General features: G+C 50.8%; 15 protein-coding genes. 2 read left to right on the top strand and 13 right to left on the bottom strand.

What is annotated here, in order from left to right:
* Positions 1-11: 11 nt before the first annotated feature.
* The 6 genes from B153_RS0134225 to B153_RS0134200 all read right to left on the bottom strand — a co-directional run bounded on the left by B153_RS0134225 (position 12) and on the right by B153_RS0134200 (position 8697).
* Positions 12-929, bottom strand: a complete 918-nt coding sequence (locus B153_RS0134225; RefSeq protein WP_020601280.1) for a glycoside hydrolase family protein — start codon at positions 927-929, stop codon at positions 12-14.
* A 1-nt stretch (position 930) separates the two neighbouring features.
* Positions 931-2094, bottom strand: a complete 1164-nt coding sequence (locus B153_RS0134220) for an AraC family transcriptional regulator (RefSeq protein WP_020601279.1) — start codon at positions 2092-2094, stop codon at positions 931-933.
* Positions 2095-2151: 57 nt separating this feature from the next.
* On the bottom strand, positions 2152-3402 hold the full coding sequence (locus B153_RS0134215) for a sugar MFS transporter (protein ID WP_020601278.1): 1251 nt from the start codon (positions 3400-3402) through the stop codon (positions 2152-2154).
* Between the two features lie 28 nt (positions 3403-3430).
* On the bottom strand, positions 3431-5062 hold the full coding sequence (gene pafA, locus B153_RS0134210) for an alkaline phosphatase PafA (RefSeq protein WP_026262670.1): 1632 nt from the start codon (positions 5060-5062) through the stop codon (positions 3431-3433).
* A gap of 94 nt (positions 5063-5156) precedes the next feature.
* A complete protein-coding gene (locus B153_RS0134205; protein WP_020601276.1) occupies positions 5157-5993 on the bottom strand; it encodes an ROK family protein in 837 nt (278 codons plus the stop codon).
* Positions 5994-6111: 118 nt separating this feature from the next.
* Positions 6112-8697, bottom strand: a complete 2586-nt coding sequence (locus B153_RS0134200; protein ID WP_020601275.1) for a family 20 glycosylhydrolase — start codon at positions 8695-8697, stop codon at positions 6112-6114.
* An 83-nt stretch (positions 8698-8780) separates the two neighbouring features.
* Between B153_RS0134200 and B153_RS0134195 the strand changes: the two genes are divergently transcribed.
* Complete coding sequence (locus B153_RS0134195; protein ID WP_020601274.1) at positions 8781-9878, top strand: acyltransferase family protein; 1098 nt, start codon at positions 8781-8783, stop codon at positions 9876-9878.
* Positions 9879-9969: 91 nt separating this feature from the next.
* Positions 9970-12393 carry a beta-N-acetylhexosaminidase family protein gene (locus tag B153_RS0134190; RefSeq protein WP_020601273.1) on the top strand — a complete coding sequence of 808 codons (2424 nt, stop codon included), beginning with the start codon at positions 9970-9972 and terminating at the stop codon, positions 12391-12393.
* Between the two features lie 127 nt (positions 12394-12520).
* Here the strand turns inward: B153_RS0134190 and B153_RS0134185 are convergent, their stop codons facing one another.
* From B153_RS0134185 to B153_RS0134155, 7 genes are all read right to left on the bottom strand, one after another.
* Positions 12521-13672, bottom strand: coding sequence for an acyltransferase family protein (locus tag B153_RS0134185; protein WP_020601272.1), 1152 nt, complete (start codon positions 13670-13672; stop codon positions 12521-12523).
* A 20-nt stretch (positions 13673-13692) separates the two neighbouring features.
* Positions 13693-15075, bottom strand: a complete 1383-nt coding sequence (locus tag B153_RS0134180) for a purple acid phosphatase family protein (protein ID WP_020601271.1) — start codon at positions 15073-15075, stop codon at positions 13693-13695.
* A 25-nt stretch (positions 15076-15100) separates the two neighbouring features.
* Positions 15101-15973: a glycerophosphodiester phosphodiesterase family protein gene (locus B153_RS0134175; protein WP_020601270.1), complete on the bottom strand. Its 873-nt coding sequence runs from the start codon at positions 15971-15973 to the stop codon at positions 15101-15103.
* Positions 15970-16788: an HpcH/HpaI aldolase family protein gene (locus B153_RS0134170; protein WP_020601269.1), complete on the bottom strand. Its 819-nt coding sequence runs from the start codon at positions 16786-16788 to the stop codon at positions 15970-15972. The genes B153_RS0134175 and B153_RS0134170 overlap by 4 nt, the downstream gene beginning before the upstream one ends.
* A 105-nt stretch (positions 16789-16893) precedes the next feature.
* The gene (locus B153_RS36410; RefSeq protein WP_245564993.1) at positions 16894-19200 is read right to left on the bottom strand and encodes a hypothetical protein; all 2307 of its coding nucleotides are present in this window, start codon (positions 19198-19200) and stop codon (positions 16894-16896) included.
* Between the two features lie 66 nt (positions 19201-19266).
* Positions 19267-21495 (bottom strand): hypothetical protein, encoded by a 2229-nt coding sequence (locus B153_RS0134160; RefSeq protein ID WP_020601267.1) that lies wholly within the window; start codon positions 21493-21495, stop codon positions 19267-19269.
* A 21-nt stretch (positions 21496-21516) separates the two neighbouring features.
* On the bottom strand, positions 21517-23781 hold the full coding sequence (locus B153_RS0134155) for a ligand-binding sensor domain-containing protein (RefSeq protein ID WP_020601266.1): 2265 nt from the start codon (positions 23779-23781) through the stop codon (positions 21517-21519).
* Positions 23782-23900: the final 119 nt, after the last annotated feature.

The following is a 23900-nucleotide window of genomic DNA, read 5'->3' as shown; positions in this document are numbered from 1 at the left end:
AGGGCAGTAGCTCACTTTTTCGGCAAAAAAACCTTTACATCGGGATGCATGGTATAGAGCCGATACGATGCCCCATCTGGCACCAGGATGCCGCTGGAACAGTTGTTACCTAGGATCGGATTGTGTGGGTACTTTGTCCAATGAATCAGATCGGTTGACACGGCCACGTTCATCGACCATTCGTGCCAGTCTTTGTAGGCCGAGGCATGGTAATACCCATAGTACCGACCTTTGTACTTAATAATCTGATTCATGGCTACGGCATATTGGTCGTACGTTTCAGGACCTTTCTTCAGAACAGGCTCATCCTGCACATTTGTCCAGACAGTCAGGTCTTTTGAGGTCGCCAGCCAAACCGCTTCATCGCTTCGCTCGTAGAACAGATACCAGGTATCGGCCTCTTTCCAGATCGTGGGCGTTCCAAACGGTCCTTTACTCAACGGCCTGCCATCGGTGTACCGAATAGCGAGCGGGCCTCGCTCCTGCCAGTGAATCCGGTCGGTGGATGTCAGCAAATGAGCGATATCGTCCTTCCCCTCGGCAAACATATAGTACGTATCCGCCGATTTAACGACCGACATATCCTCTACCCAAGTGTCTGTATGAATTGGATTTCCAGCATATCGGGTCCAGTGAAAACCATCGGCCGAAGTCGCATAGCCTAGAAATTTCGTCTGGTTTTTACCATCCCGATACCCCGTATACCACAGATGATAGGTTTTACCTTCGCGCAGTATATACCCCCGTTCACGAATGTGCTTATCCCAGGTATCCTGCTCCGTACCACTGAATACAGGGTTGTTTGCATAGGGCGTAAATTGTACAAGCCGGGCAGGAAACGGAGGCTCGTCAACAGGCGACACCACTCGTTCAGGAAGCCGATACCCAGCAAACAAAACCAGACAAAAGAGCAAACAGCCGTTTTTCATGTTATTTACCTGCCAGATATTTATGGCGATATTCAAGGGGCGTAACGCCTTTGACCTGTTTAAATTGCCGGGCAATGTTCTTCGAATCGTTGAGTCCCAGATCCATGGCTATTTCGAAAACAGCCTGATCGGTTTCCAGCAGTTTTTTCGAGAATTTCTCGATACGCAGATTCTGGATGTATTTGTAAATCGGATAGCCAACCACCTGAAGGAAGCGCATTTCCAGCGATCGCCGGGACAAGGGCACTTGCTTCACCACCTCATCGACCTGTAAGTTTTTGTCGATATTCTGGTGAATGTATTTGAGCGACAAGGCAATGTATTCATCGGCCGTTGAATATATATCTGTCGACTGACGGGTAATAATCTGCGTGGGTTCTACGATGATGTCATAAAAAGTGCTGATTTCCTTCCGGATCAGTTTATCGAGTAAATGGGCGGCATCGTACCCTCCTTTCTCGGCATCCTGCATAACACTTGACAGAGGTGGATCGGATAGTTCACAAAGTGTTTCATCATTATCGACGCCCAGCACGGCCACCTCTTCGGGAATACGAATGCGCGAATGCCGACAGGTTTCCGTAATGTGCTGCCCCATCCGGTCGTCGCAGCAGAGGATGGCAATGGGTTTGGGAAGCGATTTGAGCCACTTACTCAACGAACTGGGCTTGTAATACCACAGATCGCTTGCGCTATACTCTTCGTGCTCGAAATACTGCACCGAGCACCCAGCCCGAGATACCCGCTCATCGAACCCCTCGGCCCGCTCGCGAGACCAGACAATGTGCTTAAACCCATAGTAAGCAAAGTTCCGAAACCCTTTGCGCAGAAAATAATCGGCGGCCATAGCCCCCGTAGCCCGATGCGCTCCGGTAATGTTCGGAATTTCCGTAAATCGCTCTTTAAAATCCTGCGCAATAACCGGAATACCGGCCTGAACGATCTTTTCGACACTACTTTCGTTGTAGAGCTGGCCAATGATTCCATCGGCGCCCCACTCCTGCGCCCAGTTCAGAATCCCATCAACGCCCAGAGTTTCGCGGTGAAAAAGTGGCATCTGGCAAAACACCCAGGGCCCATGCTCCCGCGCATATTTAGATATGCCTTTCAACAGGCTTCGGCTATAATCCTCGGCAAAGTCGATGAGTAGAATGATCTTGTGCATAGGTACAGAGTGAAAGGGGTAAAGAGCGAAAGAGTGAAAAGGGCTTACGACAGCATTTCACTCTTTCGCTCTTTCACTCTTTCGCTTTATGGTTGCGTTATTGATCAGCGGTTTGGCCCAAACACCGATGCTGAAAATGTAGCCCAGGGTGAGTAGCATGACCAGCATCGCCAGACGCAGTCCAAACCATTCGGCCAGCCCACCGATAATGAGCGGCACCAGGGCTCCACCAACAATTCCCGTACACAAGATACCAGAAAAAGTGCCATGATGCTCCGGTACAGAATTAAGCGCCAGCGAAAAAATAATGGACCACATTACCGACGCAAAAAAGCCTGTTCCCGGCAAGGCAATCAAGGCCCACTCCTTAGGGCCAAACAGGCCAATCAATAGCGAGAGTATAGCCCCTAGCGTAAATAACCGCAGCACATTTCGGCTGTCGGCCACTTTGAGTAAAATCAGCCCCAGGATACAACCAATCGTCATTAACCCCCAGAAATAAGCGACCGCCTTTGCCCCTACGGTAGCCGGATCAACCCCATGATAGAGTTGAAGAAATTTGGAAATCCAGTTGGAAATGCCCTGCTCGGTACCCACATACGCGAAAATTCCGGCGAAGTAGAGCAGTACGGTTCGTTCCCGAAGCAACATCGTCAGGGTGCCACCTACTTCCACTTTTTCGTCGGCTTTCAGTTCAACGTTCGGAAATCGAATCAGCGCCACAACCCCAATCATGAGTAGTGTGGTCAGGGCAAACACCCAGTAAAGCGATACCCATTCCACACCCGTCGGTACGAGTTTATCCAGCCACTGAATCCAGAAAGCGTGATCGCCTTTATGAATCGTCTGCACAAAATAGCTGTACAACAAGGGGCTTAAGAACGATGCCGCCCCCGAAAATAGCTGGGCCAGTACCGAATTGAAGGCAAAGTGTTCTTCGCCACCCGCCACACGAAGCAGTGGATTGATAGCGACCTGAAGCACTGCCATCCCTACGCCAATGGCAAACAGCGACCCCAGGGCTACCGAAAACTGTGGGACCAGGGCAAACAGCAATGACCCCAGAAAAGCCAGCAAAAAGGCGCTAATCAGCATCGTTTTTTCACGGTACTTCTCAACCAGTATACCTGCCGGAATCGAGACACCATAGGCAACGAAAAACGCAAAGGGCAGGAACCCGGCCAACCCAATGCTTAGGTGGAAACTATCGACCAGATCCGGTATGATCGGCCCAAGGATATTGGTAAGGAAAGAAATGACGAAGAAGATGACCAGCACCAGGATCACCAACAGGGTATTGCGTTTCATGTGGGGGTCGACCAAGTAAATATCTAAACTATTTCAAAGCCTCCTGCACAGGATTACCAACCGTACCACTAGGGGGTAAAATATGCAGCAGGGAAGCAATTGTGGGGGCGATATCGGCAATCGTTGTATAGCGTAGTGTTTCGCCTTTGGCTATACCCCAGCCATACAACACAAACGGAACATGCGTATCGTAGTGATAAGGCGAGCCATGATTGGTTCCTGTGCCTCCATTTTCGATCCAGCCTGGTTCTGGAATCAATTGAATATCCCCACTACGCTTGGCATGGGTCATATTTTTATAGAGCTCCAGCAAATGGGTATTCAAATTTGCGGTACTCAAACTGCGCAGATTAATGACATCGGCAATACCGGGCAGGGGCAATAAAGCCTCCCGGACCGTTGCAGAGACCGCATCGACGGTAATTTTTTTCTCACGGAGAAGCGAATGGTTCAAATACAGTTGCGCATTCTCACTGGCTACAATGTAATTGCCACTTCCGAAGGCATCGGTTAATGCGGTTTTGATTATCCCGTTCAACTTCCCCCCATCAATCAATCCGGCGGGCAAATGATGTTGCTGCCAAAAGCCCGGAACATCCATTACGCCATGGTCGGCGGTCAAAAACACCGTATAATTTCCTGGACCTGTCCAGCTATCCAGAAACGTGAACAACTCAGCCAGATCCAGATCGAGCCGTAAGTAAATATCCTCTTCCTCTACCGAATGGGGACCAAACGCATGGCCGATTCGGTCGGGGGTCGAAAAGCTAACTGCCAGAAAATCCGTCACCGATCCCTTCCCCATATTCTCCCCTTTCAGAGCCGCTATGGCCAGGTCTTTGGTCATGGTGTTGCCACCGGGCATCGACAAAACCGTACCAAATGCATCGCCAGCCCGGCCAGCCAGCTCATAAGGGAATACGGCTTTAGTAGCTCCGGGCAGTTTAGCTTCATAGGGTTCATCGTCGGGCGTACTCTCGATGTATTCACGAATGGGCAGTAAGGTCTTCCAGCCTTGCCGGACGTACTCGGCAGGTAGTTTTCGGTCATTGAATGCCGTTACCCAGTTTGGCAACGCTGCCATATAAAACGTACTGGTCACCCAATTACCCGTTTTGGAATCGTACCAGTAAGCAGCCGAGGCTGTATGACCAGCCGGTAAAATAGCGCCCCGATCCTTAACAGCAATACCGATGGTTTTAGACCGAAACTGGGTAGCTATCCGCAATTGATCGGTAACGGTACTGGTCAGTAGGTTCCGGGGCGACATCCGCCCAACGCTACTGTTGCTGCTACCGACGGTTTTGGCACTGCTATCTTCCACGCAGTAGACACCTTTCTGAGTAAACGGATCGTACCACTCATTCCCGATCATCCCATTAATAGCCGGAATCGAGCCGGTATACACAGCCGCATGACCAGCCGCAGTTACGGTATGTGCATACTGGTAATGGTTGTTCCGACAGTTAAAACCCTGATTCAATAACCGCTTAAATCCTCCTTCACTATACTTATTGTAAAACCGATAGAGGTAATCGTACCGCATCTGATCGACAACGATCCCTACTACGAGCCGGGGTTGAGGCAATACTGCTTTGGAAACGGTCTGTGCGAACAGACAGGAAGGGAATAGTATACTTAAAAAGAAAAATCTACGCATAACCGCTTTGCTACCAATTGACCTGATAAGTTGCCTGTTGTGTACCTCCTCCATGGAACGACACGATATTACCCTATTTTATTCGCTGGGCGGATTAGACCAACTGCCGAACCAGCGCAGCGGCTCCCAGGAGGGCAATATTTTCGTTTTGCGACTGAAACAGCTTGAGCCGCCGAAGTGTGACCGGATAGGCGAAATTGGCCATGCTGGCCAACATTGTCGTTTTGAAAAAAGGGTACGCTTTGGCAATAGAGCCGCCCAGGACAATAACTTCAGGATCGAAGGTATAGAGGATCACTTTTACGGCATTGCCGAAATGCGTACCAAAATCATCCCAGAGTTTAAGCGCCGTTTGACCACCTAACAGGGCGGCCTGATTGGCCTCTAAAGCCGTGGTACCGTGAATGGATTCGAAAAAGTCACCAGCCGCATACGACTCGATATTCTTATCCAGATAAGGCAGCAAGCCAATCTCACCCGCCCCACAGTTGCTACCCGTATAAAGCTGGTTGTCAATAATAACCCCCGAACCAAGCCCTGTCCCGATAGCCATCCCCACTGCCGATCGGTACCCCTGGGCCAGTCCAAACTGATGCTCGCCCAAAATAAAACAGTTCACATCGTTATTGACAAATACGGGCATATCGAACTCTTTTTCGAGAATATCCCGCAGGGCTACTTCTTTCCACGATGGGATATTGGCTACATCGTACACGATGCCCTGTTCGATATCAACCACAGATGGAACCCCGATGCCAATGCTGGTAACGGCTGGACTAACCAGTGGACGGATGAGTTCAATCAGTTGGGATAGTGTAGCCGAAAGAGACTCTTTTTGCTGTAGGGCTTTGCTATGCTGCCGGATAATAATCCCGTCATCAACTAACCCTGCCCGTATGTTCGTCCCTCCTAAGTCAACCCCAATAGTCATAGTGGATATAAATTTTATGTTAGTTCAGATTAGTCTGGAAGCCAAAATAGTAGCCTGACAAATACCGGAATAAATCCCTTCATCATACTACGTTGTCATTCTATTTTTATTGGGTCATCTATTTATTGCTAACCATCACGGATCGACTGGACCGCCCGGCCGCATCGAAGCTTTTCAGTTTTACCGGACCTGTTACGGCCACTGTGCGGGTATACGCTGGCGATTGCGCAGTCGGTTCAGCCCCATCGGTTGCGTACCGAATCGTTAGACCTGGCAATTCGACATTGGCTTTCAACATACCCTTTTCGATCAAGGCTCCTGGTGGCGGTACCCGGTAGTTGTAGCCCCCATTCAACCGCGCCAGTCGCGGGAGTTCTTTCTGCGCCAATGTATTGGCAAAAATCGTCCAGCCCGCAGCCATTGACCGTTCACGGGCCTGCTGGTTGTCGATGGTTTCCCAAATGCGCTCAGGCGCCCAGGCACTTTCCGCAAATCCGAGCAATTTAGGCAGTATATCGTATTCGGCCATATCGCGGCCTTTCACGGTTTCGCTCCAAAGCTGCGATTCTATACCCCGTATATTTTTTCGGGCTTCCGGTTTCATCCGTTCAAGCCCGGCAAAATTGAGCGGTTTCCCCATAGATGTTTTGTAGGTCGTCTTAAACATATCGTAGGGAGCAAAGGCCCAGTTGGCTTTCGTATCAACATAACCTGCCCAGTACAGGCCGGGCTCCTGTGGGTCGTTGTTGTACGACATGTCGAAGTAGAAGTTCGATACATTGCACAGCACGACCGGATACCCGGCATTGGCCAGCCGATTGCCCAGATCCAAATCGAACAGGTTGTTCCATACATAAGGTACCACACCTTTCCCAACAAACTCAGGATTGACCTCCAGTTTACCACTGGCCGATTTGGTTAGTACAACTTCCTCCCAGCCGTGCACTTCCAGTTTTCGTTTGGCGAGTCGTTCGCGAAGTTTGCGGAAGAAATACGCCTGTAAGTTCTTCGGATCTTTAATGGTCGGGTTCTCACGCAGAAGTTTAGCCGCCATTGGCGACTTCGTCCAGACGCCTTCAGGCACTTCGTCGCCCCCGGCGTGCATCACATCCATCGGCAAGCCCGCTTCTTTATACATTTTGGTTATCTCCTCTACCACCTTTTCGTAAAAATGATAGGTCGACTCCCGTCCGACACTCACCACATTATCGGTATAGCCCTGTGCCGACAGATAGACCGATTTGTCGTCGGGATCAACTAAGCGGTATTCATTCGCTTCTTTTTCCTTCCCTTCTTTCATGAATCGCTGGTAGCGGGCCTCCATCGCTTTAATGGCTGCCCGGGCATGACCCGGCAAATTCACTTCGGGGATTACCTTGATATGACGTTCGTGGGCGTATTTCAGAATTTCGACAAAGTCGGCTTTGGTATAGTAGCCACTTCCATATTTATCCTTGTCGTATGCTTTAGGGCCCGATCCATAAGCCGGATGCAGCACCGGCGTTTCTTTCCCTGATGTATGCTCTCGCTGGGCACCCACCTGTGTCAGTTCGGGCAAACCCTCTATTTCGAGTCGCCAACCTTCGTCTTCAGTCGTGTAGAACAGGAACTGATTGATTTTGTAAAAGGCCAGCAAATCCAGGATTCGAAGGATAGTCTCTTTGGTCTGAAAATTTCGGCTAACATCCAGATGCATACCCCGGAACGCAAACCGTGGCGCATCGTCGATCTGGGTGTATGTTAAGGGAATATCAGCCGAAGGGTTTTGGTAAGCCGCATTCGGCATAAGCGCCAGTAAGCTTTGGGTTCCGTAAAAGACACCGGCCGCGTCGCTCCCGGTTATCGAAATTCCTTTTTCGTCGATGCGCAACTGGTACGCTTCTTTGGTAATACCATTCACCTGAACGGGTCCAATTTTCAGGAAGATGCCTTTAGCGGCTGGTGTCTGACTACTTACGGCAACTTCTTTATCAACTAATGCCTTCACTTGTTTACTCAACATTCGGGCTTCGTTTTCCAGCCCTTTATCCGCATAAATCGCCAGTGACGAATTGAAGGCCAATGTACCTGGAGACGTGGTTAACTTGACGGGCGATGGAATGATGGGCTGCAGTTTCTCGGCCGGGAGCAAAGAAACCTCCAGATTGTTCTGATAGGTTGTTGCCGGACCAGCCTGCGGATACAGATCGTTTGCCCCCCGTAGCCTCTGTTCTTTCCGGACAAACGGCTTAATGGTATAATTGGCTACCTGTACGATCGACTCTTCTTTACCTTCTTTAGTATAGAAAACCACGTAAAGCCCTAAGGGGACATCCGTCACTTTGGTAACCGCTTCCGTACCTTCATACTTAATTTCGGTTGAGGCACCGGGCTTCAGACTAAATCCTTTGGTGGGCACCAGCTTATACCAATCGCCGTTGATATGCTGAACGGTTCCTGGCTGCGGGGTTCTGGATGGCAGAATCGGCCGGGGCGACATATTGAAAAATAAAGCCCAGTTGGCATCCGTCAAGTCAGCATCACTATTGTTTGTCAGGGTAAAACGAGCCAGAAACCCATCTTTAATGTCGGTAAAATTACTGACAAGCTCCCAGGAAACAGCAAGTTGTTTTCCGTATTCCCCACCATCGGTTTTAGCTCGCTGACAGCTATTTACGCCTATAAAAAGTAGGCAAATGAGGATAGCGTAGAAACTCTTTCGCATAAATTTTCCGGTTTAGTAGCCTTTATAGTACGTCAATCCGTATTAAAGATACCATTGTAAAAATTGGGCTTTTTAACATTTTGATGAAACAGCCGCCAAATCGACTCCTTTCACTGGATGCTTTACGTGGGTTTACCATTGCGGCCATGATTGTCGCCAATTTTCCAGGCTCTGAGGAGTTCGTGTATTTCACCCTGCGGCACACCCGATGGAATGGCCTGTCGTTCACCGATTTAATTGCACCTACGTTTCTTTTTATTGTGGGGGTTTCCATTACATTGGCGTATACCCGGCACCTGACAGACGGGGGCCCGAAAGGAGGTCTTTACCAGAAAATTGTTGTTCGCTCACTGAAAATTTTCGCTGTGGGCATGTTTCTTAATCTGTTACCCGACTTCGATTTTTCGAATGTACGCTGGACCGGCACCCTCCACCGGATTGCCATCGTCTTTCTGATTTGCACAACGTTATTTCTGAACACAACCTGGAAACAACAGGTCTGGATTGGCCTACTCACGCTGGTTGCCTATTGGCTGGCTATGACGCTTATTCCTACGCCAGATGTCGGCCATGTTGTGTTGGAGCCGGGCCAGAATCTGGCGGCCTGGCTGGATCGCCAATACCTTCCGGGACGCATGTGGCAGGGCACCTGGGACCCGGAAGGTATTCTTAGTACCTTTCCATCCATTGTGACCACTATAACGGGTATGCTGGCTGGCCGGGTCATGCTTATGGCAATAAGTCCTACCGAAAAAGTGGCCTATCTGATGACAGTGGGCCTGTTCACCGCAGCAGCCGGGTATTTCTGGGGTTTAACCTTCCCGGTCAACGAAAATCTATGGACGAGTTCGTTTGTGCTGGTGACGTCAGGTTTTGCTGCGCTGCTTCTGGGGGCGGTTTATTTTCTGGTTGATGTACTAGGGCATACGAAAGGCACCCGGCCCGGTATCATTTTCGGAGCTAATGCCATTACAGTATATGTACTAGCCGACCTGTTTGCCCTCGTTTTTTACCGAATGAAATTCGGCCCGTATTCGCTGAACGAACATATAGTTAACGGACTGATTGGGTTTGGTTTTCAACCGGAGCTGGCTAGTCTTTTGTATGCTCTGTTTTTCATTGGCGTCAACTTCATTCCAGCCTATGTCCTGTACCAGCGCAGGATTTTCATCAAACTGTAGAGACGCGATAGATCGCGTCTCCTGACCAGACGGTATTGCTGACGTATAAAGAGACACAGGGTATTGCGTCTCTACATAATCTGCCCTTCCTATGTCGAAACGAATCCTTTTCTCCGTTTACTTTTGTTTTGCACTGACCACAGGTCTGGCCAATTCAATCGATCTGTCGAAAGCCCGAATTGTCAATACCGTTGCAGACAAGAAAACCCTCCGTCGAACAGTTGAGATTCTTCAGCAGGAAATCCAGAAGCGTTCAGGGATTCAATTACCTGTAAGCGACCGCTTCCCAACCCCCGCTACGACGCAACCCCTGATTGGGATCGCACTGGAAAACGACCTGACCAAACTTTCCAAACCCTTCCAGACCCTAGTCCGCGATATGCCAGCGACGCAGCCGGAAGGGTTTAAACTGGTTACGGTCGAATCAGCGAATGCTATACTCATTGTGGGGCATGATGCCCGTGGACTGCTCTATGGCGTAGGGCGATTGCTGCGTAAACTGAACATGCGTCCGGGAAAGGTTGACTTGCCGGAAGCAGTTACCATAGCCACGAGTCCACGCTATCCGATCCGGGGTCATCAGTTAGGGTATCGGCCTAAAACCAATGCCTATGACGCTTTTTCGGTCGCGCAGTTTGACCAGTATATCCGTGAACTTGCCTTGTTCGGGGCCAATAGCATCGAGATTATGCCACCCCGTACAGACGACGATTTCACCAGTCGGCATATGAAACTTCCGGCCATACAGATGATTCGGGAGCAATCGCGGATTTGTGCCGACTACGGGCTGGATGTCTGGATGTGGTATCCGAATATGGGCCAGAATTACACCCATCCCGACTCTGTCCAAAAAGAATTGGCGGAGCGGGAAGTGACTTTTGCCACCGTCCCCAAACTCGATGCGGTGTTTGTACCCGGTGGCGATCCGGGCGAACTGGAGCCGGATGTGCTTTTTGCCTGGCTCGAAAAAGAAGCCCAGGTTCTGCATAAGTACCATCCAAACGCAAAAATCTGGGTTTCACCACAGGTCTTCCGCCCTACGCAGCAATGGTTCGACTCGTTTTTCAGCCACGTTAATCGACGACACGACTGGTTTGGTGGCGTGGTTTTCGGGCCCTGGGTCAAACTACCCGTACAGGAAATCCGCCAGCGACTGCATCCGTCCATTCCCATTCGCCATTATCCCGATATTACCCACAATTACAGTTGCCAGTACCCCGTACCCCAATGGGACCTGGCCTGGGCCATGACGCTCGGCCGCGAAAGCATTAACCCACGCCCGCACGATGAAAAGACCATCCACAATGCCCTCGACGAATATGGCGCAGGCAGCATCAGTTATTCGGAAGGCACCAACGACGATGTAAATAAATTCGTCTGGAGCGATCAGGACTGGAATCCCGAAACTCCCTTTATTGAAACCCTCCGCGACTATGCCCGCCTGTTCATTGGGACAGACTATACCGAATCCGTAGCCCAGGGATTAGTTGCCCTGGAGCAAAACTGGCGGGGGAGTCTGTTAACCAATGAGTCGGTAGAGCGGACGTTGATGCAATGGCAGGCCCTGGAAGGTTCAGCCTCTCAGTCGGTACGTCGAAACGCCCGGTTTCAGATGGGCCTTATTCGAGCCTATTATGATGCGTATACGCGCCATCGACTTCTGTACGAAACCAATCTGGAGCAACAGGCCCGCGACAGGCTGGCAACGATCGGTTCGGAAGGTTCACTGGTGGCGATTGAACAGGCCAGAAGCCTCCTGACGAAAGCCTGGAAAGAACCCATTTTGCCTCACTACCGCCAGATTTGTTTTGCGTTGGGGGATTCATTATTCAAAAGTATTGGTGCGCAGTTGACCATCGAACGGCATGGCGCCATGTCGGGACGGGGTAATTTCCTGGACAATATCGACATTCCGCTCAACGATTCACCCTGGCTCCTGTCGCAACTGGAACAAATTGAAAAGGTACGTGATGAGACCGCCCGACTAAGCAAAATCAGGGAAATGCTTCACCGGACCGATCCAGGCCCCGGTGGCTTTTACGATCATTTGGGGGCGCCTGAAAGCTGGCACCGGGTTGTTCCTGGCGAACAATGGGAGGTCGATCCCGGTAGTCTGCGGTCGCCCCGAACTGGTTTTGGCGTCGGTCTGGTAGGGGTTGAGTGGGTCGATGAAATCAAAGCCACCGGATTCAAAGGGCAGATTACCCCAAGGGTCTGGATGAAGCAGGCGAAAACTTTATACGATCAACCCCTGAAAATTGCGTATACGGAACTAGACCCCAAAGCTACCTATCGTCTTCGCATTGCCTACACAGGGCGATTCCGGTCGCGGATGAAACTCACCACCGACGACGGCTCCTTAATTCATGATTTTATCCAGACAGGTGAGCAGCCAATTTATGAATTCGATGTTCCGAAAGCGGCTTTATCGGACGGTAAGATCACCTTTATCTGGACCTGTGGAGAAGGCGAACGAGGTTCGCAGGTAACCGAGCTTTGGTTACTGCGGCAGTAAATCCTTTTGCGCACGCGTTCCTGCGCTCACAACTGGTTCATTTTTGGCTACTCTCCTGATGAGATCGAATGCTTATCGATACGGCTGTTTTTATGAGCATTCGATCTCATAGGGTCGTGACTGGTTCTTACACCCGCAGGAACGTCTTTTTCTTGTACATGAAATACAGGAACGCCCATTTGACAGCAATTACACCGATGGCCATGCCTACTTTCTGAATCACGTCGGATGATGACAGTTTCAGTAAGCCTTCGAAGAAGAACCGGGCGGCATACTCGAAACTGATAAACTCACCCGCCAGATAAATCAGGATGGAATTCATGCCGATAACGGTAAAGAAAAACGTCCACCCTTTCAGCCCTTTCACGTCGATAACCCAGTAAAAAATAGCCAGCAGCATCAGACTGAAACCGCCGGTAACGCAAACGAATGAGCTGGTCCACAGATTTTTATTGATGGGAAAAACGAAATTCCAAACCCACGCCAGCGCCACAAAACCCGCGCCTATACTCAGCAAACGAAGGGCTTTCTGTACACCCGTTCGCCCATGCGATCGTAGGAAAGTACCCGCAAAAATGCCCAGTAGGGCATTACCGATGGCCGGTATCGTTGAAAAGACGCCTTCTGGATCGTGAATCGTTTTATACAGATGCCCCGGCACGATCTGTCGGTCGATGTAGCTGGCCAGATTACACTCCATGGTCAGGATACCCGCTCCACAGCCTGGTACAGGCACGAGCATCATCAACGCCCAATACCCTAGCAGCAATCCAGCAAACCAGATGTACTGGAAACGCGTACTGGCGTATAGATAAATCAGTTGACCAAACATACCCGCCAACCCAATTCGGCCCAGTACGCTTGGAAAACGTGTATCCTGAAAGGCTTTAACAAACAGCCCGTTGTTATAAATAACCCCCAACAAAACCAAGACCAGCCCCCGAGTGATAATTTTCCGGGCCACTTCCGATTTGTCGGCGCCCTTTTCCAGACGACTGCCAATCGAAAATGGGGTCGATACACCTGCCATGAACAAAAACAATGGGAAGATCAGGTCGTAGGCTGTAAACCCGTTCCAGTCGGGGTGATGTAACTGCTCAGCCATAACGATCGCCCAGGCCCAGCCCGTTGTTTTTGCCAGTACGTGAAATACATCCTCACCGCCCATAATCCAGAACATATCGAACCCACGCAGGGTATCGAGCGACAGTAATCGTTTGACGGGTGCTGGCTGGGCAATAGCCGGGTCGGCCGCTGATTGGGAGGTAGTTGTATGCATAGTAGGTTGGTTAACTGCGTTTACTTTTTTTGGGCCTGTTTGCGGGCTTTATATTCCTGAAACCGATTCCGATACTCGTCCATCTGGGAGGGCGTATAGCGCTTTTGGTATTCAGCCGGTAAATCAAGTCGCTCGGGCGATAGCATCGGTGCCTGATCCACCAGCGTATTTTTCCCTTTACTGTCTTTCAGTAAGTCGAACGAATCGTATTTCTCCCCGATCACCGTGTAGGACTGATAAGATAATTTAGATCCATCGACCGAAATAATCTGGTACAACTGCGTATTCGATGCTGCCCGATCCATCCAGTTCTGCAACCCAATATCATACATTTTGGGGCCACTTACCGAAACCACATAGATAGGGCCATCAGGATGTTTCCGGCTCTTTCCCAAGGGCATGTTCAACCCGCGACCGTACGTATGATCGTGCCCCTGAAGTACCAGATCGACCTTATACTTTTTATAGATCGGCTCCATCTTTTCCCGCCAATCGTCGTTGTCCCGCCCCTGTTTGGTCGAGTAGATGGGATGATGATGGGTCACGATGGTCCAGCGATTCGGATTGCTGCTCAACACCTGTACCAGCCAGTTGGCCTGTGTGGTCATCACGGCCGAATCAAGCAGAGCAGCCTGTGAATTTAATGAAACAAATCGTACGCCCTGATAATCGAAAAAATAAGCCGTTTCTTCCAGTCCTTTGGGGCCATTTTCGGGCAACACAAACGAAGGTCGCCAGTGTCGGGATACACGATAGGTCCCCTGTTCATCTTTAAAATATTCGTGATTGCCCGGTGTAGCCAGCGTAGGCACCATGCCATTGATCCATCCCCCCGCTTCAAACCATTCGGCCCATTGCCAGTCGGCATTGGAGGTCGTAATCAGGTCGCCCGCGTGCACCATCAGACTCACGGCGGGCAAGGTTGAATACGCTCCGCGAATGGCTCTCGACCAAAGTGAACGGATGTCGTTCTGCGCATCGCCAAAATACAAAAAAGAAAACGGTGCCGCCTGATTCTGAGCTGTTTTAAACTGAAACCATTCGCTCCAGTGGACCCCATCACCCACCCGATAGGTATATTTTGTATTTGGCTTCAGGTTGTTAAAATGAACAGCGTGGTAGAGAACCGTTTTGCCATCGAGCACCGTACGGGCAGTCGTGGCCTGGATGACCGTTGCTTTAGCAACAAAATCAGGCGACGGATCGGCTTCGGCAATAGCACCGACCGCATTGGTAACGGTTGAATCGGTACGCCAGTTGACGGACTGCGAGGTGGCCGCATCGGTCTGCCAACCCAGAATCAGGCGGTCAGGATAAGTCGTTGGGGTATACTCTTTGTGTACCTGTGCCCATCCCGACGCCGTTATGGCCATGAGCAATACCGTACAGATCCGTTGTTTCATAACGTTCAAATCAGCTTGTTTTTGGTTATTTCATCGCCCTCCGGGCCAGTGTTCGATAAACGTTCAGAATTTGGTCGGTTTGAATCACATCGACGCCCATTTGCGCTGCTTTCTGGTAATATTCCGGGTGGTCACCTTCATCCAGCAAGTCGACAAATACCCGAAGTCCCTGCTGGTGGAGTTGATCGACCAGTTCTTTGGTCAATTCGGTTGCGTCTACATCGAATGCATACGGATGCAAGGCTGCGATTTTGGCCGTCAACGCATCATTTTTTCGGAGCGAGGGCATGCCTTTCGCCTTGGGAGCCACCTTCCGAAGCGATTGCAAAAAGGTATCAGAGCCGTAAAAGACCGCATCGTTCAACAAACCGTACCGGGTCAGTATAGCTACCAACGGCTCAGCAGCGACCGCTTTGCAATCGACGTATAGATTGGTTTTGGCCCGATGATGCGCATTCCAGTCGGCTACCAACTGACACACTTCCACTAACGTAGGAATTTTTTCGGTCCGAAAGGAATCCTCTGCCCCTTTACCAGCCGATAATTCTTTCAGTTCGGCCAGTGTTCGTTCAGCGGCTGGCCCTGTACCATTGGTTGTCCGGTTGAGGCTACCATCGTGCAAAATAAAAAGCTGGCCATCCTTAGTTGTCCGGACGTCGATTTCAATGTAATCGACCTGCCGCTGTAACGCAATCCGAAACGTAGCCAGCGTATTTTCAGGTGCACGACCTGTATTGCCACGATGGGCCGACACCCGAATAACAGGCTTCTCGGATAAAAATTTCCGATAATAGGCGATCGAATCCGCTGGTAACTCGGGGACTTGTCCGTAGGTAATTCCGGAAATGGTTAGCCATCCAAGCAGACGTATTGGTTTAAGGCCCATCACATTGGTCATATATGTAACGAATCGGATGACAGTGCATTTTCCTGATCCCCAACCGCTTCTTTGATCACGGCCATATCGTGCCGCAGGCGCTGACTAAACAGGGCAATATCGAAGCTATGCACAACGATATTGACCCCTTCGGCCATCCACCGAATCTGGCGTTCGGGTTCCAGCGAGAAATGAATGCCAATGGCCAGCCCTTTCTGACGGGTTTTCTGAATAATGGTTCGTACAGCAGCCTCAAAGTCAGGATGATCGTACTGCTCCGGCAATTCCAGACTTACCGACAAATCGTGTGGCCCAATGAATACCGCATCCAGGCCCGGCACCGACAGCAGTTCATCCAGCCGATTTAGGGCCGGGACACTTTCGATATTGGCTATAAACATATGGTCGGTATTGTAGTTGGCGATGTACGCCCCCATCTCTGGCGACAGGGTTTCCGATCCATTCAGATAAGCCGCTAGTTTTTCACCTTTTAGCGGGCGGTATTTAGTAGCGCCAACCAATGTCCGAACCTGTTCAACCGATTCGAGATAGGGAGCTACAATGCCGATGGCCCCACCATCAATAGCCTGACAGGCCAGATAAGGATCGGGGCTGGGTATACGCACGATGGGCGTAATGCCATACGCCCTGAACTGCTGGCAAAGCCGTGCCAGTTCCGACCTGTCGAGCGGAATGTGTTCCGTATCGATAAAAACGAAGTCAAGGCCAATCTGCTTTACCGCTTTGGGCCACATGGGTCCCGTGGAGGTTATACAGGTTCCGTATACATTCTGGCCGTTTTTAAGCCGTTGCAGTAGGCTGGTGGTATCGCTCATTACATCCAATAGCAAGAAAAGGCTGAAGCACTATACTTCATCTATCGTACTACGGTCTATTCCGCTATTCAGGCTACTTGTCACAAAAATTTAACCTGAACCCGGTCAACGATCCGATACGTGAGGACTCGATTTTTGCATCCCAACCGGAGCACTGATGACGCCCAGATACCGACCCATCCAGTAAGGCAGCAGGAAAGAATCTCCGGCACTCAGCTCAGATGCTACTTTTCCGGGCCGATCCAGTTTGAAGAGATTGCGGTTGTGTTTGAGTTCGGGTCGTTCGTCGGGAGGCAGTATCTCCTTCGTCGTCTGGCCCCGGAAGTTGGCAGGTACGAAATCAATGTCTTTCCGATGGCTGTTGAGAACAGGCCATTCGATCATGTCGAGTGGAAATTCCTGCAAATACCAGATGGTTTCGGGCAAATCAAACGATTTTGCGCTTGTCATGGCATAGCATAGATTCCAGAGTCCATCTTTTTCGGGGCGTTCTGCCTGCCAATGGTCCCTGATGGCTTCCCGGTACTTCTCTTTCAGTTCAGGTGTAAAGGCGTAGGGATACAGGCACCAATAGGCCAGGAAGTACATTTCATCGTCGGAGTGGTTCCATTCTTCCGACAGCATCTTTGCCCAGTCGCCCGCCCCCTGGGGCGCTTTCCCAATCTCACTCATGGGTCGCATCAGGTTGTCCAGATAGCCGTATTGCTCCATCAGTTCATAGGCTTCCTGCCGATAGATGGGCTTTTTGGTAAAATGATAGGCGGCTTGTAAAAAAGCAATGATGTTGGACGACATGATTTTCCGATCACCCACCGTAATCGGAAACGAGTTGACATAATCGGGATGCCATTTCCCCCAAAGCGTAGGTTTGCCATCTACATCGATCAGATACCAATTGTTACGGACAATGTTGGTCATCAGGCCATCCATCAGCGTAATGGCCCGTTTCTTCACATCACCATCCATCAGTTCGGCCATCAACGTAAGGCAAAACAGTTGGCCCACGGTCTGATCACTACTGGTGGTGCCGCGCCAATCCCACTGCGGGTCGCTGGCGTGGTTCCAGCCGTTGGTTAGGCCTCCATCCCAGGCTTTGGCCTCAAATTTATGATACCCCCGTCGTTCGAAGCCCCGTCCGAAAAAACCGTCCATTCCGGTAATGCTAAACAGCCGCTCCATAGCCTCGAACGATTCCATGCAGTTTTGCAACGCTTCCTTACTGCCAGTCACTTTATAGCGAAACAACTGGCTAACCAGATACATCGATGTCCAGAGGTTGTCGCTATCTCGTTGCCCCATCTGTGCCGTCGACAGATCACCATTCTGGATCATGGTCACATCACAATTAAAGCCGTATCGGATGTGCCGTTGCCGAACCTGCTGTTCATAGCGCAACGCCTTCTGTTCCAGAGTCATCGGCTCGAAGCGAATTTCCCCCAGACCCTTGTTCGTCAATACACAAACCGTTTCCCCAGCACCTTCTCCAATGGCCGTAACGGTGTTGCCGGGTAACCAGCGTTCACCATAATAGTAGTTGAACGCACCATCCTGCCGCAGCATGAATGCGCCCCTGCTCGAGCCGAACCATAGCTTCCCATGTATCACCGAAATAACGGTCAGGTCGGGCCAGGGCAACCGTTTCTGAATCCCATTAATCGGAGCAAACGAACGGGCATCCAGTACCTGATACCCGTCGTGCGTGCCGATGTAGAGCTTATTTTGAAAAACAGCCAAACAGGTTAGGCCCGGTTGCTGAAAGACTATCTGAAGTTGGCCCGCTTTCGGGTCCAGTACATTGAGAGAGTGTTTTCCCAATACCCAGTACCGTTGCTGAGCGGCCTCATACTGAAGACCGATTACAGAATCCTGTGGTAACGTACCTTCCCATACGCGCGAACCATTTTGCCAGCAGCGAAGTCGAACCCCATCCGAAACTAAACCCGAAAACGACTGCTTGTCCTCAAACGCCCCGACACAAAACAACCGGGCTGCAGGCAATCCATGTTCAATATACAGTTTTCCGGCCCAGGCATTGCTAAAAAGGGCAGTCTCGTCCAGGTAGATCAACTGCTGGTTGTAAAGCCCCAACGCTGAGAGCTTGCGATCGGTAACCGGGCGGTACGTTTGGTCGGCGACCAGTTTGCCGGGATATTGAAACTGCCCACCCGATGGATGCAGCAATCCATTGGCAGAAAGCACCTGCGTGACTCCATTTCGATCCGTACAGGTATGGCTTAGCTGAAGCGTTGTATCGGCCGCATAGTACTTGATGCTATAGTCCTGTCTATAAGGCACATCCCGATAAGCTGTCTGCTGAGCCGATACGAGGAGTGAAAGCGTGAACGAGTGAAAGAGCGTTCCATAGAACAACCAACTCATTCCAGATTGTTTAAGAAGGGTTAATAGATTCATTGTCAATAAATCAAGTTGGCTCCACGCTCAATCACTCGTTCGCGCTTTCTCTCTTTCTCCAATCTCTTATCGCACAGGTGCACTGATCACACCCAGGTATCGACCCATCCAATACGGCAATAACCAGATGTCGCCCGCGCTATGTTCGGAGGTCCCATTCCCCCGCGTTCGTTCCAGTTCGAACATATTACCGTTATGTCGTTGAATCGGGCGCTCATCGGGTGGGAGTACTTCTTTGGTCGTCTGCCGACGAAAATTATCGGGGATCAATTCAATATCTTTCCGATGGCGGTTTCGGATTTCCCAGTCGATGAGGTCTAGTGGATATTCCTTCAAATACCAGACCGCTTCGGTCAGATCGAAGGTTTTTGTCCCTGTCAGGGCGGTAAAAATATTCCAGGCACCTTCCTTTTCGGGCCGTTCAATTTCCCAGTGGTCGATAATGGCTTTCTTAAAATTGGCCCGTAAGGTATCATTAAGTGCATACCGATACAGCCCCCAGTACCCTACGAAATACATCTCATCATCGGAGTGGTTCCAGCCATCCGACATGTGTTTGCTGTGCTCATCGGCATTTTCCGGGGCTTTACCGATGATGTTCATTGGGCGCATCAGGTTTTCAAAATAGCCGTGCTTCTGCATCAGTTCGAACGCCTTCTTCTTATACTTCTCTTTATGGGTGAAGTGATAGGCCGTTTGCAGCATAGCCACGATATTGGACGAGTTCAGCTTGCGGTCGCCAACGTTGATCGGGAAAGCATTTACATATTCCGGATTCCAGCGTCCCCACATGGTTGGTTTTCCATCAAAATCGATCAGGTACATATCATGGCTGATGATGTGACTCATGAGGGTGTCGATCAAGGTTATGGAGCGGCTTTTCAGGTCTTTGTCATCGACGAGCTCAGCCATGGCACCGAAGGCAAAAATGTGCCCGATCACTTCGTCGCTACTGGTGGTCGATTTCCAGTCCCAGCCGGGTTGAGGAGAGTGTTGCCAGCGTTCGACATCATGCAATTTACTGATGTAACCAGCCCGTTCGAACGAGCGAGCCGGAAATCCCGGAACTGGCGTTACGGTATACAGCCGTTCCATCGCGTCGAGCGATTCCCGGCAGTTTTGCAGCGCTTCTTTATCTTTCGTGACGGCATACCGGAAAATTTCACCGGCCAGATACATCGACGTCCAGAGGCCATCATTATCCGAATCTTCCATATAGCCACTTTCCAGAACCCCTTTTTCCATCCGAACCAGCGATGCATTGAATCCATTGCGAATATGCCGGGTCCGCACCTGCCGATCATAGAACTGGGCTTTCTCGGCCAGTGTCATCCCTTTCGATTCGATCTTAGCCAGACCGGCTGTTGTCAGAATCAGGACCGAATTGGCGGGACCAGCCGCAATCTGTGTAACCTGATTACCCGGCAACCAGCGTTCACCGTTGTAATAGTCGAACTTACCATCGGGGCGCAGCGAAAAGGCCCCCTGATCGGAACCGAACCAGAGTTTCCCATTCACTTCTGCAACGGACGTAATATTCGTTACCGGCAGTTTGCGATGAACAGTACCTATCGGTTTCTTTCCGACCGCGTCAACTTCCAGGTACCCGTCGGTGGTTCCAATCACAACTTTAGTCCCTTTCGATGCCAGATCGAAGGCCGTAAAATTGGCGCCATCCAGCACTTTAGCCAGTTTGGGCGCCTTTCCCGAAAGAGTGTAGAGGGCTTTTTTACCCAATACCCAGAACTGGTCGACTCCAGGCTGATAGCGAATCTGTATCGCTTCATCATCAGGCATAGCTCCTTTCCAGCGGATTTCTTTCCCTTTTACCAGATGCAGTGCTTTCCCATCCGAAACCAGAAACGCAAAATCGGCCCCACCCGCAAACAGCCGGGCCTGCGGGAGTTGATGTTCCGAAAAAAGCTTTCCGGCCCAGGCATTGCTCAGCACCGCCCGATTATCGAGGTATACAAGCTGATGATCGTAGGTTCCAAGCGCAGACAGTTTCATATCACCCATTGGCCGATACGTCTGATCGGGGAGAACCTTACCGGCTACTAAAAACTCTCCCCCGGATGGGCGCGCGAGCCCGTTGGCCGTGAGCAATTGAATCACCCCATTTCGGTCGCAGGCAAGCCCTGATAAACTGGCCTCCGGTTTATCGACATAATATTTTATGCTATAATCCTGAAGAAATGGTTTGTCCTGATACACGGACTGGGCACTAGCCAGCACTCCCAACGATACCCCCAGCACAACACCAGCCAGGCATTTACGAATTATCTCTAAGCACATAAAAATTTGTTTTTCAACCGATTATTGAATCATTTTCAGGTATCTCCCCATCCAGTACGGCAGTAGCCAGAACACAGGCTCCCGTTCGATATCGGGCGTACCATTCACAGCCGCCCAGGGGTTTTTGTCCCAGCGTACTACGGTCCGTATGCTGGCGGGGGGCAGTTCATTTACCTGCCATTCGTCGAGCACCGGCGTACGCACAATCCGAACATCTTCTCGTTTGGTATGATCGACCGTCCAGTTTACCAAATCGAGTGGCGTATCGACCAGAAACGCTACCGACGCAGTCAGTTCAACCCGTTTATTTCGAGCGTAACAGTACAGGAAATTGATAAGAGGATTCTTATCGCCCTTCCGTTGCTGGAGCCATTGGTCCATATGCGCTTCATAGAATTCCCGAAGTTTGGGGTCTTTTTCGCAACGTACCAGAATGGGATACACATAGGCCGCCAGCATCACATCGAAATAGATGAACCAGGCCGGATTCTGGTCTTTGATATGCGCCATATTTTCCAGATACCCTTCTTTATCGATTAGATTCCGATACTGCTGCTCGTAAACTGGCTTCCCGGTCATGTAATAGGCCAGTTTCAGGAAGGCCAGCAACTCCATCGAATTCTGCGCCCGGTCGGGTGCCCAGTCGGGGTCGCGGTTTAGCAAGTCGGGCGACCAGACGCCCCAACGGGTATGCTTGCCGTCGACATCTACCAGGGTAAAATTATGCGCAATCAGGTGGTCGACCAGCCGAGCCACATGGGCACGAACCACAGCTTTCTCGGCTTCGTCGGCCACTAGCTCGTAATAGAAATAATAGCCCATCATATGCCCGCATACCTCATCGCTGCTGGTATCACCTTTCCAGAGCCATTTCCCATCCTTCGATTTCCGCCAGCGTACCTCAACGGGTTTAAACCGAGGCTCTTTCACCCGTTCGTCGGCCTGCTCCTGCGCGGTATATGTCCGATTGGTATCGTCCACCCGCGTCCAGTTGGCGGGCACGATTGTACGCGCAAAAAAGCCGTCCGTTCCCGTTACCTCCTGAAGGAGCTTCAGAAAATCGAATGCTTTTTTTGCTTTTGCCTTCGCGTCAGGGTTATGCGTAGCCGCGTATCGAAACGCTTCCATCGCCAGGTAATTGCCGGTATACTCGCCATCATTATCGTCATCGTCTGGCTCCCAAGTGCTCGTATCACCCGGCTGCTTAAGTCGACATTGTCCGGCAATCCAGGGCGTTCGGATATGCCTTTTCATGAGTACATCGTAGAAATAGTCCTGCTTCTGTGCCAACGTCATGGGTCGCCGTCTGATCGCGCTTACTCCGCCAGCCGTAGCCACCCAGGCCGTCCCTTGGCTATCGAATGCAATGTCTTCTACCTGATCATCGAGCAGCCACCGCCGGGAAAACCGCAATGAATGACTACCATCGGCGCTGTATCTGACCACGCCCACATCTGTACCCACCCACATCCGGCCATCCGGTCCCCGACTGATGCAATTGACATAGCTCGACGGGATACCCTGTCTGGGTTCCAGAGTCTGCCTGGGTTTATCCTGCCCCAGAATCGTTACGCCACCTAATCCAGCGACCCAAACACCTTGACTCGAATCCAGGGCTATACCCCGAATCGAAGCACTTAGCAGTTCATCGGGTCGCTGAAAAATCCGGGTTTGGCTTCCACGAATATGATAAAGCCCCACATCGGTAGCTATCCAAAGTCCCCCTTGTTTATCCGATATCGCCCGACGAATGGACCGGGGCAGTGAATAGGTCTTTTTCTGGCATCCCTGTTTATTGACCAGCCACACGCCCGAAGGGCCCAACGCATATACGCCTTCCTGAGCTGGGCAAAGCGCTGAAATCGGTCCGGCAGGCCCGTTAATCTGTTCGAGTCGCTGGTTTCGGTACAGAAACAGACCGTTCCACAGGCCAACCCAAACGGTTGTCTGCTCGTCGACGGCAACCGCATAGGCCGGACCGCTACCACTAGAAGAATCGACATGCGCCCAGTCTGTATACCCGGCTTTCTTCTGAAAAACACCTGCTTCTGATGCTACCCAGACCGTTGAATCAGTGGCGACTGCGATTCGACGTATGGCTATCGGCTGACCATTTACCAGCAACGGATAAGCCTCATGGTATTCCTGGTCGAAGACATGGTCCTGATATCGGCTATTCGTATCCTGGTGAGTTACCACCCCCGATCGACAGGCATAGCTTAGCCAGCAGACCACACTTATGGCACATACCGCAAACCAATATCGATAGGCTAAATACACGTTCATTTACAGTCAGGAGAAGCCAGCCGCATTGGGCAAAAGTGGCACATCTATCAGTTATACGGGCTTTCTGAGTCATTAGGCTACTAGAACCGTATGAAAAAAATGATACCTATACATCAGCC

Origin of the sequence: Spirosoma panaciterrae DSM 21099, from assembly GCF_000374025.1 — a bacterium.
Lineage (GTDB): Bacteria > Bacteroidota > Bacteroidia > Cytophagales > Spirosomataceae > Spirosoma > Spirosoma panaciterrae.
The sequence above is the reverse complement of the archived record's forward strand: the minus strand, read 5'-3'. Positions and strand labels throughout refer to the sequence as shown.

Coding starts and splice junctions, on each gene's coding strand:
- B153_RS0134160 (WP_020601267.1), bottom strand. CDS start 21,495: ATGTGCTTAGAGATAATTCGTAAATGCCTGGCTGGTGTTGTGCTGGGG.
- B153_RS0134205 (WP_020601276.1), bottom strand. CDS start 5,993: ATGACTATTGGGGTTGACTTAGGAGGGACGAACATACGGGCAGGGTTA.
- B153_RS0134200 (WP_020601275.1), bottom strand. CDS start 8,697: ATGCGAAAGAGTTTCTACGCTATCCTCATTTGCCTACTTTTTATAGGC.
- pafA (WP_026262670.1), bottom strand. CDS start 5,062: ATGCGTAGATTTTTCTTTTTAAGTATACTATTCCCTTCCTGTCTGTTC.
- B153_RS0134155 (WP_020601266.1), bottom strand. CDS start 23,781: ATGAACGTGTATTTAGCCTATCGATATTGGTTTGCGGTATGTGCCATA.
- B153_RS0134185 (WP_020601272.1), bottom strand. CDS start 13,672: ATGCATACAACTACCTCCCAATCAGCGGCCGACCCGGCTATTGCCCAG.
- B153_RS36410 (WP_245564993.1), bottom strand. CDS start 19,200: ATGAATCTATTAACCCTTCTTAAACAATCTGGAATGAGTTGGTTGTTC.
- B153_RS0134220 (WP_020601279.1), bottom strand. CDS start 2,094: ATGCACAAGATCATTCTACTCATCGACTTTGCCGAGGATTATAGCCGA.
- B153_RS0134170 (WP_020601269.1), bottom strand. CDS start 16,788: ATGAGCGATACCACCAGCCTACTGCAACGGCTTAAAAACGGCCAGAAT.
- B153_RS0134225 (WP_020601280.1), bottom strand. CDS start 929: ATGAAAAACGGCTGTTTGCTCTTTTGTCTGGTTTTGTTTGCTGGGTAT.
- B153_RS0134180 (WP_020601271.1), bottom strand. CDS start 15,075: ATGAAACAACGGATCTGTACGGTATTGCTCATGGCCATAACGGCGTCG.
- B153_RS0134190 (WP_020601273.1), top strand. CDS start 9,970: ATGTCGAAACGAATCCTTTTCTCCGTTTACTTTTGTTTTGCACTGACC.
- B153_RS0134195 (WP_020601274.1), top strand. CDS start 8,781: ATGAAACAGCCGCCAAATCGACTCCTTTCACTGGATGCTTTACGTGGG.
- B153_RS0134175 (WP_020601270.1), bottom strand. CDS start 15,973: ATGACCAATGTGATGGGCCTTAAACCAATACGTCTGCTTGGATGGCTA.
- B153_RS0134215 (WP_020601278.1), bottom strand. CDS start 3,402: ATGAAACGCAATACCCTGTTGGTGATCCTGGTGCTGGTCATCTTCTTC.